Annotated in this window: 14 protein-coding genes; 8 read left to right on the forward strand and 6 right to left on the reverse strand. The window is 62.4% G+C overall.

What is annotated here, in order from left to right; all coding sequences use genetic code 11:
• Positions 1–26: 26 nt before the first annotated feature.
• The 4 genes from IAE33_RS13385 to IAE33_RS13400 form a co-directional block, all read right to left on the reverse strand.
• Positions 27–992 carry a sulfonate ABC transporter substrate-binding protein gene (locus IAE33_RS13385; protein WP_201163837.1) on the reverse strand — a complete coding sequence of 322 codons (966 nt, stop codon included), beginning with the start codon at positions 990–992 and terminating at the stop codon, positions 27–29.
• An 82-nt stretch (positions 993–1,074) separates the two neighbouring features.
• The gene (gene ssuE / locus IAE33_RS13390; protein ID WP_201163838.1) at positions 1,075–1,668 is read right to left on the reverse strand and encodes an NADPH-dependent FMN reductase; all 594 of its coding nucleotides are present in this window, start codon (positions 1,666–1,668) and stop codon (positions 1,075–1,077) included.
• Between the two features lie 206 nt (positions 1,669–1,874).
• Positions 1,875–2,513 (reverse strand): peroxiredoxin, encoded by a 639-nt coding sequence (locus tag IAE33_RS13395; protein ID WP_060482963.1) that lies wholly within the window; start codon positions 2,511–2,513, stop codon positions 1,875–1,877.
• Positions 2,514–2,678: 165 nt separating this feature from the next.
• Positions 2,679–4,013 carry an OprD family porin gene (locus IAE33_RS13400; RefSeq protein WP_201163839.1) on the reverse strand — a complete coding sequence of 445 codons (1,335 nt, stop codon included), beginning with the start codon at positions 4,011–4,013 and terminating at the stop codon, positions 2,679–2,681.
• A 424-nt stretch (positions 4,014–4,437) separates the two neighbouring features.
• On the opposite strand from IAE33_RS13400, the gene tauA reads away from it, so the two are divergent.
• From tauA to tauD, 4 genes are read left to right on the forward strand one after another with little or no spacing between them, the layout of a single operon-like run.
• A complete protein-coding gene (gene tauA / locus IAE33_RS13405) occupies positions 4,438–5,409 on the forward strand; it encodes a taurine ABC transporter substrate-binding protein (protein WP_201163840.1) in 972 nt (323 codons plus the stop codon).
• 26 nt (positions 5,410–5,435) lie between these two features.
• Entirely contained in the window at positions 5,436–6,224 is a 789-nt protein-coding gene (gene tauB / locus IAE33_RS13410; RefSeq protein ID WP_201163841.1) for a taurine ABC transporter ATP-binding subunit, read from the forward strand.
• The gene (gene tauC, locus IAE33_RS13415) at positions 6,221–7,060 is read left to right on the forward strand and encodes a taurine ABC transporter permease TauC (RefSeq protein WP_201163842.1); all 840 of its coding nucleotides are present in this window, start codon (positions 6,221–6,223) and stop codon (positions 7,058–7,060) included. Before tauB ends, tauC begins: the two co-directional genes overlap by 4 nt.
• Positions 7,061–7,097: 37 nt before the next feature.
• Entirely contained in the window at positions 7,098–7,931 is an 834-nt protein-coding gene (gene tauD / locus IAE33_RS13420; RefSeq protein ID WP_201163843.1) for a taurine dioxygenase, read from the forward strand.
• Between the two features lie 60 nt (positions 7,932–7,991).
• Here tauD and betT read toward each other — a convergent pair whose 3' ends face one another.
• Complete coding sequence (gene betT, locus IAE33_RS13425; protein ID WP_177331205.1) at positions 7,992–9,953, reverse strand: choline transporter BetT; 1,962 nt, start codon at positions 9,951–9,953, stop codon at positions 7,992–7,994.
• A 276-nt stretch (positions 9,954–10,229) separates the two neighbouring features.
• A complete protein-coding gene (epsC, locus tag IAE33_RS13430) occupies positions 10,230–11,162 on the reverse strand; it encodes a serine O-acetyltransferase EpsC (RefSeq protein ID WP_028635371.1) in 933 nt (310 codons plus the stop codon).
• 260 nt (positions 11,163–11,422) lie between these two features.
• On the opposite strand from epsC, the gene tcyJ reads away from it, so the two are divergent.
• The 4 genes from tcyJ to IAE33_RS13450 all read left to right on the forward strand — a co-directional run bounded on the left by tcyJ (position 11,423) and on the right by IAE33_RS13450 (position 15,122).
• Positions 11,423–12,217 carry a cystine ABC transporter substrate-binding protein gene (gene tcyJ, locus IAE33_RS13435; protein WP_201163844.1) on the forward strand — a complete coding sequence of 265 codons (795 nt, stop codon included), beginning with the start codon at positions 11,423–11,425 and terminating at the stop codon, positions 12,215–12,217.
• Positions 12,214–12,882 carry a cystine ABC transporter permease gene (gene tcyL, locus IAE33_RS13440; protein WP_028635373.1) on the forward strand — a complete coding sequence of 223 codons (669 nt, stop codon included), beginning with the start codon at positions 12,214–12,216 and terminating at the stop codon, positions 12,880–12,882. The genes tcyJ and tcyL overlap by 4 nt, the downstream gene beginning before the upstream one ends.
• Positions 12,883–12,884: 2 nt before the next feature.
• Complete coding sequence (gene tcyN, locus IAE33_RS13445) at positions 12,885–13,643, forward strand: L-cystine ABC transporter ATP-binding protein TcyN (protein WP_028635374.1); 759 nt, start codon at positions 12,885–12,887, stop codon at positions 13,641–13,643.
• Between the two features lie 237 nt (positions 13,644–13,880).
• Positions 13,881–15,122: an SfnB family sulfur acquisition oxidoreductase gene (locus IAE33_RS13450; protein WP_201163845.1), complete on the forward strand. Its 1,242-nt coding sequence runs from the start codon at positions 13,881–13,883 to the stop codon at positions 15,120–15,122.
• Position 15,123: the final 1 nt, after the last annotated feature.

Here is a 15,123-nt window from a genome sequence, read left to right on the forward strand (position 1 = left end):
GCAGCGCCCCGGCGCAGGCGAAAGAATCAAGGCGCGGTGGCGACCTTGGCCGGAGGCGTCCAGATCACGTCCTTGATGCTCAGCGGCTTGGGTATCAGCTTGAGCCCCTGGAAGGTGTCAGCGATCTTTTGCTGCGCGGCCACCACGGCCGGCGTCAGCGGCGCAGCGCCGTAGCCTTGGCGCTTGACCGAGGTAAGGGTGATGTCGGCGGGCAAGCCAAGCAGCGGCGCCACCTGATCGGTAACCTGCTGCGGGTTGGCCTGTGACCACTCGCCCACCGCACGCACCTCTTCGATCAGGGCATTGATCACCGCCGGGTGCGCGGTGGCGTACTTGCGGGTGGCCAGGTAGAACTGGTGGTTGTCGACCAACCCCTTGCCGTCACGCAGCGTACGGGCTTGCAGTTGCTGCTCGGCGGCAGCCTGGTACGGGTCCCAGATCACCCAGGCGTCGACACTGCCGCGCTCGAACGCGGCACGGGCATCGGCGGGCGGCAGGTACACAGGCTGAATGTCGGTGTACTTGAGGCCGGCATCTTCCAGGGCGCGAACCAGCAGGTAATGCACGTTGGAGCCTTTGTTGAGCGCGACCTTCTTGCCCTTGAGTTCTTTTACGGACTGAATCGACGAGCCCTTGGGCACCAGAATGGCTTCGCTGTGCGGCGCAGGGGGCTCGTAGGCCACGTACAGCAAGTCGGCGCCTGCTGCCTGGGCAAACACAGGCGGGGTTTCGCCGGTAACCCCAAAGTCGACCGAACCGACGTTCAGCCCTTCAAGCAGCTGGGGGCCGCCGGGGAATTCTGTCCACTGCACCTGAATGCCCTGATCGGCCAGGCGCTTTTCCAGCGTGCCTTTGGCCTTGAGCAGCACCAGGGTGCCGTATTTCTGATAGCCGATGCGCAGGCTTTCGGCCTGGGCGTGGGTAATGGCGCCGAAGGACACAGCCGCCGCAAACAGGGCGACCAGACCGCGACGCAAGAAGACTGTGCGCATGGCGCTCTCCTGTGCGATGGGTTCGGGTTGCACCTGCTTGCCTCGTTGACGGGCGAGTAAGGTGGTAAAGCGGTGTAGCCGGTCAGATGCTCCAGCGAGCGCTGATCAGGCGTTCATTGAGGACGCCGGGCGCTACAGGGCGCGGCCGACGGGCCAGCGCCACGTGGAAGGTTTCCAGCGAGTCCAGCAGGCGGCCTTCCAGTGCCGGTGCCAGCACGGCGGGCTTGTTGCCTTCGCCGTAGGCTATCTGGCTGTCGTCGGCGAAGATCCCTTGCAGGGTCTCTTGCGCCTTGAGTGCTGAGAGCACCGGTTTCAATGCGTAGTCCACGGCCAGCATGTGGGCGATGCTGCCGCCCGTAGCGATGGGCAACACGATCTTGTGTTCCAGCGCACGCTCAGGCAGCAGGTCGAGCAGTGTCTTGAGGGCCCCGGCAAAAGATGCCTTGTACACCGGGGTAGCCACGATCAGGCCATCGACCTGGGCCACCAACTGTTGGAAGTGCTGCACCTGCGGGCTGTCGAAGCGCGCATGCAGCAGGTCTTCTGCGGGGAAGTCACGTACCTGGAAGCTCACCACTTCCACGCCCTGGCCCTGCAGCCACTGGCGCGAGCGCTCGAGCAGCACGCCGGAGCGTGAACGGGTACTGGGGCTACCACCGATTGAGACGACCAGCATTGGAAGGCTTCCTTGTGTTCTGTTGAAACGACAGTAACAGCTTCTTTATATGTCTATAAATCATATTTATTTATTTGTTTATTCCTTTAAGATCTTACAAGTGCAGGCTGTCACTCCGCGGCCGGGCACATTCTTTCAGGCAAAAAAAAGGCCGTCGAAACGGCCTGAAACCCTGCTTGGCTAAGAGCGATGCAACAACGAATCCACTAACGATTTGGCTGGGGGGTCAACCGCAGGTACGGTTTCACGGCGCGGTACCCTTTGGGGAACCGCTGCTTGATTTCTTCCTCGTCCTTGAGCGAGGGCACGATCACCACATCATCGCCGTCCTGCCAGTTCCCTGGCGTGGCCACCTTGTGGGTGTCGGTGAGTTGCAGCGAGTCGATCACCCGCAGAATCTCGTTGAAGTTGCGCCCGGTACTGGCCGGGTAGGTAATGGTCAGGCGCACCTTTTTGTTCGGGTCGATCACGAACAGCGAACGCACCGTCAGGGTATCGCTGGCGTTCGGGTGGATCAGGTCGTACAGGTCGGACACCTTGCGGTCGGCGTCAGCGATGATCGGGAAATTGACCACGGTGTTCTGGGTTTCGTTGATGTCGTCGATCCAGCGGTGGTGCGAGTCCACCGGGTCTACCGACAGGGCAATGGCCTTGACCCCACGCTTGGCAAATTCGTCCTTCAGCTTGGCGGTCAGCCCCAGCTCGGTGGTGCACACCGGGGTGAAGTCGGCGGGGTGGGAGAACAGCACACCCCAGCTGTTGCCCAGCCACTGGTGAAAGTGGATTTTGCCTTCGCTGGAATCCTGTTCGAAATCGGGGGCGATATCGCCGAGTTTGAGGCTCATGGGCTGCAACTCCTGTGCTGGCGCCGTGGGGTATGAGTTCAATGTGCCTGCATTCGAATAAAAATAAAAAGAATAAATAATGATTTATTTATAATTTTTTAGCCTATTGAATTGCAGGTACAAAAAAGCCTCGCACACGGCGAGGCTTTCTACTGGCGCTACGACTTACAGGAAGTTGTAAGTGTAGTTGAAGATCAGACGGGTCTGGTCCTGGTCAGCCAGCGAGCTGGTGCCGGTGCCACGGTATACGCCGTGACGCAGGCTGGCGCCCAGGCCCTTGAAGGTGCCTTCCTGGATCACGTAGTCGACGCGAGCGTCACGTTCCCATTCGCTGAAGGTGCCGTTGCCGTTGGCGTTCTTGCCGTCTTCGCCTTTAAGGTACGAGACCGACGCCTTCAGGCCCGGTACGCCCAGGCGTGCGAAGTCATACGAGTACTGACCGAAGGTGGTGTTTTCACCCGCCTTGGCGAACTGGTTGATCATGCTGTCGGTGAACAGGTAGAAGCTTGCACCGCCGGCGCCTTCCAGCGAGGAGCGCGAGCCGTCCTTGCGGACGCTGCCCTGGTTCAGCCATACGAAGCCACCGTCGTCGTTGACGCGCTGGTGACCGACCATGAGCGAGTGGCCACCCAGGGTGTAGGTGAACATCGCGGACCAGGTCTTGTTGTCGACTTCGCCCGGGTTCTTGGCAAAGCCGCCGTTGTTGTTGAAGGTGTAGCCCGAATCGCCGTTGCGGCCGTCGCTGCTGCTGTTGAAATAGCGCAGGTCGGTCTTGAAGGACTGGTCGTCAGCGATCTTGAAGACGTGGGTAGCCCCCAGGAAGTGCTGCTTGTAGAAGTCTTCCAGGTTCGAGTAGTAGTACTGCAGGGTCAGGTCTGGCGTGAGCTTGTAGTCCAGGCCGCCGTAGCGGAACTTGTTGCTGTCACGGAAGGCGCCGTTGACCGACAGGCCGGTGCGGTTGCTCGAAGCACGGCCCATGGCGTGCGTCAGCTGGCCCGCGTTGATGGTCAGGTTGTCGATTTCCTTCGACTGGATGGTGCCACCCTCGAAGGTCTGCGGCAGCAGACGGCCATCGTTGGACACCAGGATCGGCAGGTTTGGCGCCAGGGCGCTACCGTAGTGAACCTCGGTCTTGGAGAAGCGTGCCTTGGCGTTACCACCTACGCGCGCCCACTGGCTGGCAGCAGAACCGTCGGAGTCGCTAGGGAAGAAGCTGCTGTTGTCCGGGTGCTTGCCGCGGCCACCGTCCAGGTGGATACCCCACAGGGCCTGTACGTCAACACCGAAGCCAACGGTACCCTCGGTGAAACCGGACAGGTAGTCGAGCTTGAAGCCCTGACCCGACTCACGGTTGTCTGCGCCACCGTCACGGTTGTCGTTGTTGAAGTACATGGTGCGCGAGCTGAGCGACAGTTTGCTGTCGTCTACGAAACCGGCAGCGCCTGCTTGTTGGGCGATAACCCCCAGTGCCACGGCGATGGCCAGGCTGGACTTGTACATGTTTTGCTCCTCTACGTTCTAATTTTTGTGTATCGCTGGCGGCGGGGTCTGTGCCCTGCTCACCGTGGATTGGCGATTTAGTCCCAAAGCGTGACCATTTAGTCAATCGTTTCTAAACATTTCGCGACTTTAGTCTAAGGCGCCACCTGGGCTACAGGATAATGACAATCCTATAAATCCAAAATGACTGTTTTGTGAATCCTTAAGATTTTTACGGAATATGGTGTGAACCTTTACTGCGTTTTGTTGTAGGTCGCGCCAGGGGAATAACCATAGGTTATTTCCAGGCGGTTGGCGCGCATTTGCTGAAAAAGATCACCCGGCTGCACCAACCGCCTAAGCTAATGCTTAAAAGTTATTTAGTTCGTCTTTCTTAGATCATTTAGCCTTCTCGTCACTGCCTCCTTGCCGACGAGAACGCCCAATGAATCCGCATACTCCACTGCGCCTGCTTACCGCCCTCACCCTCGCCGGCGCCAGCTGGCTGGCACAGGCCGCCGACCTGACCGTTGCTTACCAGACCACGGTCGACCCCGCCAAAGTGGCCCAGGTTGACGGCAACTACGAAAAAGCCAGCAAGGCCAGTATTGACTGGCGCAAGTTCGATAACGGGGCCGATGTGATCACTGCGGTGGCCAGCGGCGACGTACAGATCGGCTACTTGGGCTCAAGCCCGTTGGCAGCTGCCGCCACGCGCAAGCTGCCCATCGAGACATTCCTGATCGCCACGCAGATCGGCGCCGGTGAAGCCCTGGTCGCCCGCGACAACATCAAGACCCCGCAAGACCTGATAGGCAAGAAAGTGGCGGTGCCGTTTGTTTCCACGGGGCATTACAGCCTGCTGGCAGCGCTGAAAGGCTGGAACATCGACCCTGCCAAGGTGCAGATCCTCAACTTGGCACCACCGGCCATCATCGCCGCCTGGAAGCGTGGCGATATCGATGCCACCTATGTGTGGGACCCAGCCCTGGGTGTGGCCAAGGAAACCGGCAAGGTGCTGATCACCTCTGGCGAGCTGGCCAAGCAAGGCGCCCCGACCTTCGACGCCTGGATCGTGCGCAAGGACTACGCCACCAAACACCCTGAAGTAGTCAAGGCCTTCGCCAAGGTCACGCTGGATGCCTACGCCGCCTACCGCCACGACCCCAAAACCTGGCTGGCCAACCCCGACAACGTGGCCAAGCTGGCCAAGCTGTCGGGTGCCAAACCCAGCGACATCCCGGTACTGCTGCAAGGCAACGTCTACCCCCTGGCCGCTGACCAGGCCAAGGCGCTGGGCGCCCCGACCACCCAGGCGCTGACCGACACGGCCACCTTCCTCAAGCAGCAGGGCAAGGTCGACGCCGTACTGCCGGACTACGCGCCCTACGTCAGCGCCCAGTACCTGCCCAACTGAACCCGTAGATAACCACGGAGCCTGCCATGGCCTTGCTCGAACTGGAGCACATCAGTGCACAGTACCCCGGCGCCACCGCCCCTGTACTGGCCGACATCAACCTCAGCCTGGGGCCGCGCCAACTGCTGGTGGCCCTTGGGCCCTCCGGCAGCGGCAAGACGTCGCTGCTGAACCTGATCGCCGGCTTCGTCAGCCCCAGTAGCGGCCGCATCACCCTCGACGGTGTGCCGGTCGCAGGGCCCGGAGCGGAACGCGGCGTGGTGTTCCAGGACGACGCCCTGCTGCCCTGGCAGAACGTGCTGGCCAATGTTGCCTTCGGCCTGGAGCTGGCCGGTGTGCCACGTGCGCAGCGGCAAGCCAAGGCACGGGAGATGCTGGCGCTGGTAGACCTGCACGGCTTTGCCGAGCGCAGCATATGGCAGCTCTCCGGCGGCCAGAAACAGCGGGTTGGCCTGGCCAGGGCCCTGGCAGCCAACCCACGGGTGCTGCTGATGGACGAGCCGTTCGGCGCCCTGGATGCCTTCACCCGCGAGCAGATGCAGGAGCTGTTGCTGCAAGTGTGGCAACGCACTGCCAAACCCGTGTTCCTGATTACCCACGACATCGAAGAAGCCGTATTCCTGGCCAGCGACCTGATACTGCTGGCGCCCAACCCGGGGCGGGTGGTAGAGCGCCTGCAACTGGACTTTGGCCAGCGCTATGCAGCCGGCGAACCCGCACGTGCCATCAAGTCTGACCCGGCCTTCATCGAAACCCGCGAACACGTGCTGGCGCGGGTGTTTTCCCAGCGCCAGCACCTGAAGGAGCACGCATGAACATCCTGGACCTGCTGGCAGACGGCGAACCCGACGCGTCGGCGCAGCCCGCCCTGCGTGCACGCCGCCCACTGCCCACCCGCTGGATCAGCGCCCTGACACTGGGCAGCCTGCTGCTGGCCTGGTGGCTGGTAACCGCTGCTGGTTGGGTAGAGCCGCTGTTTCTGCCCTCACCGGCGGATATTCTGAACCGGGCCTGGGGCCTGCTGACCCAGGGCTACATGGACGCCAGCCTGTGGCAGCACCTGGCCGCCAGCCTCGGGCGCATCGGCGTCGCGCTGCTGGCTGCTACCCTGACAGCCATCCCGGTGGGCATTGCCATCGGCTACAACCGCGTGGCGCGGGGCATCCTCGACCCACTCATCGAGTTCTACCGGCCCATCCCGCCGCTGGCCTACCTGCCACTGATCGTGATCTGGTGCGGCATCGGTGAAGCCTCGAAAGTACTGCTGATCTACCTGGCCATTTTTGCCCCGATCGCCATCGCCACCGCCACCGGCGTACGCACCGTCGACCCGGCCAGGTTACGTGCCGCGCAGTCGTTGGGTGCCAGCAAGGCCCAGCTGGTTCGTCACGTGATCCTGCCCAGCGCGCTGCCCGACATTCTCACCGGCATACGCATCGGCCTGGGCGTGGGCTGGTCCACCCTGGTGGCCGCCGAGCTGATCGCAGCCACCAGCGGCCTGGGCTTCATGGTGCAGTCTGCCGCGCAGTTTCTGGTCACGGATGTGGTGGTACTGGGCATCCTGCTGATCGCGCTGATCGCCTTCGCGCTGGAAATGAGCCTGCGCGCCCTGCAACGCAAGCTGGTGCCCTGGCACGGGCAAGCCCACTGACCACGCCGGCACACTGGCGCCTGATTAAGAGACCGACATGAGCCTGACCATTACCCCCCTCAGCCCGGCACTGGGGGCACAGATCAGTGGCGTGGACATCAGCCGCGACATCACCGCCCAGGACCGCGATGCCATCGAGCAGGCGCTGCTCCAGCACCAGGTGTTGTTCCTGCGCGACCAGCCCATCAACCCGCAGCAGCAGGCACGCTTTGCCGCGCTGTTCGGTGACCTGCACATTCACCCGATCTACCCCAATGTGCCGCAGACACCGCAGGTGCTGGTGCTGGATACCGCCGTGACCGATGTGCGGGACAATGCGGTGTGGCACACCGACGTGACCTTTTTGCCTACCCCGGCACTTGGCGCCGTGCTCAGCGCCAAGCAGCTGCCGGCCTACGGTGGCGACACTTTGTGGGCCAGCGGCATTGCGGCGCTGGAGGGTTTGTCGGCGCCGCTACGGGCGATGCTGGAGGGGCTTACGGCCACCCACGACTTCACCAAGTCGTTCCCGCTGGCGCGTTTTGGGACCACGCCAGAAGACCTGGCGCGCTGGGAGGCCACGCGGCGCAACAACCCGCCGCTGTCGCACCCAGTGGTGCGTACCCACCCGGTCAGCGGGCGCAAGGCGTTGTTCGTCAACGAGGGGTTTACCACGCGTATCAACGAGCTGAGCGAACTGGAAAGCGATGCTCTGTTGCGGCTGTTGTTCGCCCATGCCACGCGGCCGGAGTTCAGCATTCGCTGGCGCTGGCAGGAGAACGACGTGGCGTTCTGGGACAACCGCGTGACCCAGCACTTTGCCGTGGACGATTACCGACCAAGCCGGCGGGTGATGCATCGGGCCACCATTTTGGGGGATGCACCCTTCTGATCGGGGCATCACCGCGGCCTGTCATGGCGACGAGCCGCGGCGATGCCTGCAGGGCAGCCTCTAGCGCACCAGATGCAGGAACTGCATGTGCCGTTCGTACTGATCAAGGATGTCGTTGATGATCTGCTCCTTGCTGTAGCCCACCAGGTCGTAGTCCTGGCTGCCTTCGCTCAGGTGCACTTCCGCCCGGTAGTAGCGGCGGTTCTTCAAGTCCTGCGCGCCCAGCCCACCCAGGGCGAACGATGGCGTGAAGTAGCCACGCATCTGCACCTGGTAGATGAACGGCTGCTCTTCGCCATGGCCCACCTTCAGGCTGACGTTGTCGTGGCTGGGGTCGTCCTGGGTGATCAGCACAAGGCCCTTCTGCTCGAACACTTCACGTACATCGGCAATGGCCGGGCGCACCACGTCATCCATGAAGCGGTACACCTCATCGCGTGACGGGAAGTGCACCGCCTGGTTCAGGCGCTGCCGCCAGCCGCCACGGCCACGCCGCGTCTGGGCGAAGGGTGCCAGGGAGTGCAACTGTGCGATCCGCCGCTGCGACTCCATGTAGAACGCCTTGTGCAGCCCCCACATCATGCACAGCAGAATCAGCGAGAACGGCAACGACGTCAGCACCACCGCCGACTTCAGCGAATCGATGCTGCCGGCGAACAGCAAGGCGCTGGTGACCAGCGCGGTCATGGCGCCCCAGAAGATGCGCAGCCAGTTGGGGCCGTCTTCGTCGGTACTGCCGCCCGTGGCAGACAGGGTGGACAGCACCACGGTGCCGGAGTCGGCCGAGGTGACGAAGAACACGAAACTGATGAACACCGTCATGGCGATCACCGCTTTGCTCCAGGGGTAGGTTTCCAGCAGCAGGTACAGGCTCATGGACGGGTTGTCCAACGCTGCCTGGCCCAGTGCCGTCATGCCATGGTTGATCACCTGGTCCAGTGCGCTGTTGCCGAAGATCGACATCCACGCCAGGGTGAAGCCGAGCGGAATCAGCAGCACACCGAACACGAACTCGCGGATGGTGCGCCCACGGGAAATACGGGCAATGAACAGGCCCACGAAGGGTGCCCAGGCAATCCACCATGCCCAGTAGAACACCGTCCAGCCACCCAGCCAGTCGCGGTTCTCGCCGTAGGCATACACGTCGAAGCTTTTGCGTGGCAACGCGCCCAGGTAGTCACCGAGGTTCTGGATCAAGGTGTTGAACAGGTGCTGGGTGGGGCCGGCGAACAGCACGAACAGCAACAGCGCGCAGGCCAGGAACAGGTTGATGTCGCTCATCACCCGCACGCCCTTCTCCACCCCTGCAACTGCCACTGCAACGGCAGCGCCCATCATCAGGGTGATCAGCACCACTTGTACCCACTGGCTGTGGCTGATGCCGAACAGGTAGTCCAGGCCGGCATTGAGGTGCAGCACCCCAAACCCCATGTCGGCGCCCAGGCCGAAAACCGTGGCGATGATGCCGAAGCCGTCAACGGCGTAGCCGATAGGCCCGTTGATACGCTTGCCAATCAGCGGGTACAGCGCCGACCGCAACGCCAGCGGCAGGTTGTGGCGGTAGGCGAAATACGCCAGCGCCATGCCGACAAAGGCGAATACACCCCAGCCATGCAGGCCCCAGTGCAAGAACAGAATCTGCATGGCCTGGCGCCCGGCTTCGGCCGTGCCAGCCTCGCCCTGCGGCGGCTGCAGCATGTGGGTAAGGGGTTCGGACACGCAGAAGAAGAACAGCGTGATGCTGATGCCGGCGGCGAAGAGCATGCCGGCCCATGACAGGTAACTGAACTCGGGCTCGTCGTGGTCGGCACCGAGCTTGATCTTGCCGTAGCCAGACAAGGCGGTGACCACCACGAAGACCAGATACAGCGTCATCGCCAGCATGTAGTACCAGCCGACGGTGTTGGCAGCCCAGTTCTGCGCCGCCAGCAACCAGTCGCCTGCGGTTTGCGGATTGGAGATGACCACCAGGCCAAAAATGAGGATGAAGCTTGCCGCAAAATAGAACACCGGTGGGTTCATGCGGACCTTGCCGTTGGCAAGTGAAGGGGTCGGCGCACTCATGGGGCATGCACCTCGTCGTAGGACGGAAGGCTCGAAATGAACGGGTTCAGCAAAGGAATCCTCCTGTTGAACACCGGCGGGGGACCAGCGTTTTTAAATTGAACAAGCGTTCAAGTTAATCATGGATTGGGCGTTGGATGCGAATAAGGCCGCTGACCGGTGGGTTTGGTTCCCAGCTGGGTTCGGGGTTGTGAGCGCCGCAGGGCGGCGCTTCGCAAGGGGCAGCAGAAGGGGCTATTGCTTGTCCTGGCAATCCAGTTGCAGGTTTGCCTGGGTGATGTTGCTTTCGGCCGGCACACTGCGGGTCAGCCACACGTTACCGCCGATGGTCGACCCCTTGCCGATGGTAATCCGCCCCAGCACGGTAGCGCCGGCGTAGATGACCACGTCGTCTTCCACGATCGGGTGCCGCGCCAGGCCCTTGTGCAAGGTGCCGGACTCATCGCTGGGGAAGCGCTTGGCGCCGAGGGTCACGGCCTGGTAGATGCGTACGCGCTCGCCGATGATCGCGGTTTCGCCGATTACTACACCGGTACCGTGGTCGATGAAGAAGCTGGGGCCGATTTGCGCACCGGGGTGGATGTCGATGCCCGTGGCCGAATGCGCCAGCTCCGAACTGATCCGCGCCAGCAAAGGCAGGCCAGCACGGTAAAGGTGGTGGGCGAGGCGGTGGTGAATGATGGCCAGGATGCCTGGGTAGCACAGCAACACCTCATCGACGCTGCGTGCGGCGGGGTCACCGTGGTAGGCCGCCAGCACGTCGGTGTCGAGCATCACGCGCAGGCCCGGCAGCGCTGCGGCGAAACCCTGGATCAACCTGAGTGCCTGCGCATCCGCGCCGGCCATGTCGTCCTGGCTTTGCCGGGCGGCATAGCGCAGTTCCAGGCGCGCCTGGGCCAGCAAAGCATTCAGGGCGGCATCCAGGGTGTGCCCCACGTAGAAATCTTCGCTCTCTTCACGCAAGTCCACAGGCCCGAGGCGCATGGGGAACAACGCGCCGCACAGTTGCTCCAGCACGTGCCGCATCGCCTCGCGCGAGGGCAGCTCGCGGCCACCTTGCTCACCGCTGCTGCGGCCGTTGCGGCTGCGCCATTGCTCACGGGCGCCACGCAACCCGGCCACGATACTGTGCAACTGCCAGTGCCCAGATGAAGGTTGTTCGCTCACGGTTGTCTCCTGCCGTATCGGCCATCCAGTTTTATCGCCAGACCCGCAAACGGCCCGGCCCGGCCTGTGTGCGAACCACTCTACGGCAAAACAGTCACTTGGAAATAACACCGCTTTATTCCATGCTGCGCCAGGCTGGGCATAAGGGAAGCGAGTTATAAAAAAAGGAATAACAAGATAATTTTTTAGTATTTCCTGGCCTAACACGCCAACCCTATAGTCGCCACCCACTACTTCCACAACAAGCGCGGGGCTCAGACATGTCGAAATTCGTCAAACCATTACTCAACGCAAGCCTGGCTGTGGTGCTGGGTACCGGCCTGCTCGGCCACGCCTTAGCCGGGGAGGAACTCAAGACCATCCAGGAAAAGGGCGTGATCAACGTCGGCCTGGAAGGCACCTACCCACCGTTCAGCTTCCAGGACGAAAACGGCAATCTGACCGGCTTCGAAGTGGAGCTGTCCGAGCTGTTGGCCAAAGAGCTCGGAGTAAAGGCCAAGATTCAGCCCACCAAATGGGACGGCATTCTGGCGGCACTGGAGTCCAAGCGCCTGGACGTGGTGGTCAACCAGGTGACCATTTCTGACGAGCGCAAAAAGAAGTACGACTTCTCCGAGCCATACACCGTCTCTGGTATCCAGGCGCTGGTCCTGAAGAAGAAGGCCGACCAGCTGAACATCAAGAGTGCCCAGGACCTGGCTGGCAAGAAGGTGGGTGTAGGGCTCGGCACCAACTACGAGCAGTGGGTGAAGCAGGATGTGCCCCAGGCTGAAGTGCGTACCTACGAGGACGACCCGAGCAAGTTCGCCGACCTGCGCAACGGCCGCATCGACGCCATTCTGATCGACCGCCTGGCCGCGCTGGAATATGCGCAAAAAGCCAAGGACACCGAACTTGCCGGTGATGCGTTCTCGCGCCTGGAAAGCGGCGTGGCACTGCGCAAAGGTGAACCGGAGCTGCTGGCGGCCATCAACAAGGCCATCGACAAGCTCAAGGCAGATGGCACCCTGGCCAAGCTCTCCGAAAAATACTTTGGTGCTGATGTCACCCAATGATCGCTGAAAGCCTGCAACTGGTTGTCGACTCCGCGCCCTTCTTGCTGAAGGGCGCGGGTTATACGGTCCTGCTCAGCGTCGGGGGGATGTTCTTTGGCCTGCTGCTGGGCTTTGCCCTGGCATTGATGCGGCTGTCCAAGGTGCTGCCGGTGAACTGGCTGGCGCGGGTCTACGTGTCGTTCTTCCGCGGCACACCGCTGCTGGTGCAGCTGTTCGTGATCTACTTCGGCATGCCGCAGATCGGCATCGAACTTGACCCCATCCCTGCCTCGCTGATCGGCCTGTCACTGAACATGGCGGCCTATGTGTGCGAAATTCTGCGCGCCGCGATTTCCTCCATCGACCGCGGCCAATGGGAAGCGGCGGCCAGTATTGGCATGACCCGCGTGCAGGCCATGCGCCGGGCCATTTTGCCCCAGGCGCTGCGCACAGCGCTGCCGCCGCTGGGCAACAGCTTCATTTCGCTGGTCAAGGACACCGCGCTGGCGGCCACCATCCAGGTGCCGGAGCTGTTCCGTCAGGCTCAGCTGATTACCGCACGCACCTTCGAGGTGTTCACCATGTACGTGGCAGTGGCGGTGATCTACTGGGTGCTGTGCAGCATCCTGGCTCACTTCCAGAACCGCATGGAAGCGCGGGTCAACCAGCATGACCAGGAGCATTGAGCATGATTGAAGTCAAAGGCCTTACCAAGCGCTTCAAGGGCCAGACCGTGCTCGACGGCATCGACCTGACCGTGCAGGCCGGCGAAGTGGTGGCCATCATCGGCCCCAGCGGCTCGGGCAAGACCACCTTCCTGCGTTGCCTCAACCTGCTGGAAACGCCCGATGCCGGGCAGATCCATATTGGCGACATCGGCATCGACGCCAACCGCCCGCTGGGTTCGCAACAGGGGGCGATCCGCCGGCTGCGCCAGCAGGCCGGGTTCGTGTTTCAGAACTTCAACCTGTTCCCGCACCGCACAGCACTGGAAAACGTCATCGAAGGGCCGGTGATCGTCAAGAAGACACCCCGCGAGCAGGCCGAGGCCCTGGGCCGACAGCTGTTGGCCAAGGTTGGCCTGGCCGGCAAGGAAGACGCCTACCCCAGGCGGTTGTCCGGCGGCCAGCAACAGCGTGTCGCCATCGCGCGTGCCTTGGCCATGGAGCCGCAGGTGATCCTGTTCGACGAACCTACCTCGGCACTGGACCCGGAGCTGGTGGGTGAGGTGCTGGCGACCATCCGCAGCCTGGCCGAAGAAAAACGCACCATGATCATCGTCACTCACGAAATGAGCTTTGCCCGCGACGTGGCGAACCGGGTGGTGTTTTTCGACAAGGGCGTGATCGTGGAGCAGGGCGAGGCCAAGGCATTGTTCGCGGCCCCGCAGCAAGAGCGCACCCGGCAGTTCTTGCGCAAGTTCCTGGGCACGGCCGCCTCTGAGTAACGCCCCGCGCCCGCCCTGCCAAAGGGCGGGCAGCCCTCTTCTATGCATATTCCAAAGCGTTAGTTCATAAACTTTTTATAAAGCCTTACGGTATATATACCGGACCACCGGACCAGCACACATCTGCCGCAATCAGCTGTAGCGGCATTACTTATTTGTGAGGTCAGGAATGGTCAGGATCACAATCACCCCAGTGCGTAACGCCAGGGCATTGAGTGCAGCCAAGGAGCGGCACTGATGCCCACACATGCCCAAATCCCTTCCAGCAGCGACCTGGACAGCGCGCCACCCCTGCTGCCGGCCAAGATACTGCGCAACGATGCCGAGGCCTTGCAGGCAGCACGCGACGTTGCCACAGTAGCCCGTGAACACGCCGCACGTCGCGACCAGCAACGCAAACTGCCCTGGGCCGAAATCGAACTGTTCACCCGCAGTGGCCTGGGCAGCATCAGCGTGCCCAAAGCCCATGGTGGCCCAGACGTGTCGTTCGAGACCGTGGCCGAGGTGTTCCGCCTGATCAGTGCTGCCGACCCCGCGCTGGGGCAGATCCCGCAGAACCAGTTCGGCATGCTGCAACTGCTGCGCCTTACGGCAACCGAGGCGCAACAGGCAACGCTGTTTCGCAGCGTGCTGGACGGCTGGCGCATCGGTAATGCAGGCCCCGAGCGTGGCACCAAGGACACCCTCACCCTCAAGGCCCGGATTACCCGCGCAGGCGACGGCTTTCGCATCAGCGGCGAGAAGTTCTATTCCACCGGTGCCCTGTTCGCCCACTGGGTAGCAGTAAAGGCGCTGGACGAACAAGGCCGCCAGCGCCTGGCATTCGTACGCCGCGGCACCCCGGGCCTGCGTATCGTCGATGACTGGTCCGGGTTCGGCCAGCGCACCACCGCCAGTGGCACGGTGCTGCTGGACGAGGTGCCGGTGGAGGCCGAGCTGGTCATCGACAACTGGCGCCAGCGCGATGTGCCCAATATCCAGGGCGCCGCCTCGCAGCTCATTCAGGCAGCGATAGACGCCGGCATCGCAGAAGCGGCAATCGACGACGCCATCACCTTCGTGCGTGAAAAATCACGCCCATGGATCGAGGCCAAGGTCGACCGTGCCAGCGACGACCCTTACGTAATCGCCGACATCGGCCGCCTCAAGCTCGACCTGCACGCCGCCGAGGCTTTGCTACGCAAAGCTGCGCGTGTGCTTGACGAGGTCAATGCCAAAACTGTGGATGCCGAGTCGGCGGCGCGGGCCTCGATTGCGGTAGCCGAAGCCAAGGTGCTCACCACCGAAATTGCCCTGCAGGCGAGCGAAAAACTGTTCGAGCTGGCCGGCAGCCGCGCCACCCTCGCCGAGTTCAACCTCGACCGCCACTGGCGCAATGCACGCGTACACACCCTGCACGACCCGGTGCGCTGGAAGTACCACGCGGTGGGCGCCTACCACCTCAACGGCACCCGGCCCGCGCGGCATTCCTGGATCTGAT

The sequence above is a fragment of the Pseudomonas sp. S60 genome, from assembly GCF_016647865.1.
GTDB lineage: Bacteria > Pseudomonadota > Gammaproteobacteria > Pseudomonadales > Pseudomonadaceae > Aquipseudomonas > Aquipseudomonas parafulva.

Bases quoted from the DNA above. Each gene is read 5' to 3' on its own strand.
- tcyN (WP_028635374.1), top strand. From the start codon at position 12,885: ATGATTGAAGTCAAAGGCCTTACCAAGCGCTTCAAGGGCCAGACCGTG.
- tauD (WP_201163843.1), top strand. From the start codon at position 7,098: ATGAGCCTGACCATTACCCCCCTCAGCCCGGCACTGGGGGCACAGATC.
- IAE33_RS13400 (WP_201163839.1), bottom strand. From the start codon at position 4,013: ATGTACAAGTCCAGCCTGGCCATCGCCGTGGCACTGGGGGTTATCGCC.
- tcyL (WP_028635373.1), top strand. From the start codon at position 12,214: ATGATCGCTGAAAGCCTGCAACTGGTTGTCGACTCCGCGCCCTTCTTG.
- tcyJ (WP_201163844.1), top strand. From the start codon at position 11,423: ATGTCGAAATTCGTCAAACCATTACTCAACGCAAGCCTGGCTGTGGTG.
- tauC (WP_201163842.1), top strand. From the start codon at position 6,221: ATGAACATCCTGGACCTGCTGGCAGACGGCGAACCCGACGCGTCGGCG.
- IAE33_RS13385 (WP_201163837.1), bottom strand. From the start codon at position 992: ATGCGCACAGTCTTCTTGCGTCGCGGTCTGGTCGCCCTGTTTGCGGCG.
- tauB (WP_201163841.1), top strand. From the start codon at position 5,436: ATGGCCTTGCTCGAACTGGAGCACATCAGTGCACAGTACCCCGGCGCC.
- betT (WP_177331205.1), bottom strand. From the start codon at position 9,953: ATGAACCCACCGGTGTTCTATTTTGCGGCAAGCTTCATCCTCATTTTT.
- ssuE (WP_201163838.1), bottom strand. From the start codon at position 1,668: ATGCTGGTCGTCTCAATCGGTGGTAGCCCCAGTACCCGTTCACGCTCC.
- IAE33_RS13450 (WP_201163845.1), top strand. From the start codon at position 13,881: ATGCCCACACATGCCCAAATCCCTTCCAGCAGCGACCTGGACAGCGCG.
- IAE33_RS13395 (WP_060482963.1), bottom strand. From the start codon at position 2,513: ATGAGCCTCAAACTCGGCGATATCGCCCCCGATTTCGAACAGGATTCC.
- tauA (WP_201163840.1), top strand. From the start codon at position 4,438: ATGAATCCGCATACTCCACTGCGCCTGCTTACCGCCCTCACCCTCGCC.